Origin of the sequence: Pseudomonas pudica (assembly GCF_015680405.1) — a bacterium.
Lineage (GTDB): Bacteria > Pseudomonadota > Gammaproteobacteria > Pseudomonadales > Pseudomonadaceae > Aquipseudomonas > Aquipseudomonas pudica.
This window is the reverse complement of the sequence record NZ_JADLJS010000101.1, coordinates 1-1431: the sequence shown is the minus strand read 5'-3', so window position 1 is coordinate 1431 and position 1431 is coordinate 1. Positions and strand designations below refer to the sequence as shown.

Annotated in this window: 1 protein-coding gene; it reads right to left on the bottom strand. The window is 52.6% G+C overall.

The features are described 5' to 3' along the window. Nucleotides 1-27: 27 nt before the first annotated feature. Nucleotides 28-1382 (bottom strand): IS3 family transposase gene (locus IRZ77_RS26660; RefSeq protein WP_196174635.1). Its coding sequence is split into 2 segments (ribosomal slippage): nt 28-909 and nt 912-1382, totalling 1353 coding nucleotides; the frame shifts between segments, so codons are not numbered across the junction. Nucleotides 1383-1431: the final 49 nt, after the last annotated feature.

Genomic DNA, 1431 nt, shown 5'->3' with positions numbered 1-1431 from the left:
TGGACTGCCCCCAAAAAGTTGGACAGTTTAAGCTGCCGCCTGGGTCCTGTACTCGACAGGGCTCAGGCCATTGAGCCTCAGCTTGATGCGGTCATGGTTGTAGTAGTGAATGTACTCATCCAGACCCGCTTTCAGTTCATCAATACTCTCGAAACGCTTGAGGTAGAAAAACTCTGACTTCAGCGTGCCGAAGAAGCTTTCCATAGCTGCGTTGTCCAGGCAATTGCCTTTACGAGACATGCTCTGTTTCACGCCGCGACTGCGGAGCGTGTGTCGATATTGAGCTTGCTGGTACTGCCATCCCTGGTCAGTGTGGAGCACCAGTTTAGGCTTCTCTCCCAAGGTCTTGAGCGCCTTGTCGAGCATGTTTCCAACCAGGCTGTAGTGAGGGCGAGTAGCCGTCTCATAGGCGATGATTTCCCCGTTGTACAAATCCATCACTGGCGAAAGATAGAGTTTCTGTTGCTCTACTTTGAACTCGGTTACGTCACTCACCCATTTCTGGTTAGGACGCTGAGCGACGAAATTTCGCTCCAGCAGATTCGCCGCTATCTTGCCAACAGCACCTTGGTACGACTGATATTTCTTGGGACGCACCAGTGACTTCAAACCCAGGACAGCCATCAGCTTCTCGATGACCTTCTTGTTGACCAGCACCCCATCTTTCCTGATCACGAGTGCAATGCGTCGATAGCCGTAGCGCCCTTTCTCTTTGTGATAGACCTGCTGAATCTTCTCTTTAAGCTCGGCATACTTGTCCGGCTTCTGCTGGCTCTGTACCTGATAGTAAAAGGTACTGCGAGCCAGCCCGATCAGTCGCAGCAGGTCAGGCAAAGGAAACCTACGCTTGAGCTTGGAAACGATCAGGACTTTTTCCCCGATATTCGTTCCTTTTCCTCCCGCAAAGCCTTGAGCTCCTTTAAGACAGCGTTCTCCATGCGCAGGTATTCGAGCTCCGCCATCAGCTGGTCTCGGGGCTTTTGTGAATCGTCTGTATCTGTGGGTTTTGCTGGTTTGATCTTCTTCGGCACTTTGATCAGCTTTTTCTGGCGGTCGACAGGAGCTACAGGGTCACCACTGTAGTACTGCCGCTGCCAGTTGCCTATCTGCGACGATTGGCCGAGGCCAAAATGCGCTGCTGTCTGGCGCATAGAAAGGCGATGCTCGTGCATGAAGCTCAGCACCTGCCGCTTGAAATCGTCGTCATAACGCCGCCCGTGTGAGCGCGGAGAAAGGCTGGACTTGCTCTGATGGCTGGAAACCCACCGCCGCAGCAGACTGAAGTCGATACCGAAATGCTGAGCTACCTTTCGGAAGCCCTCATTGCCATCCAAATAGGCTGAGATGGCTGTGAGCTTGAATTGCTCTGTGTATTTGCCCATAGGTCCCCCAAGGGTTGGATTTTTTGTCCAACTTCTTGGGGGCAGTCCA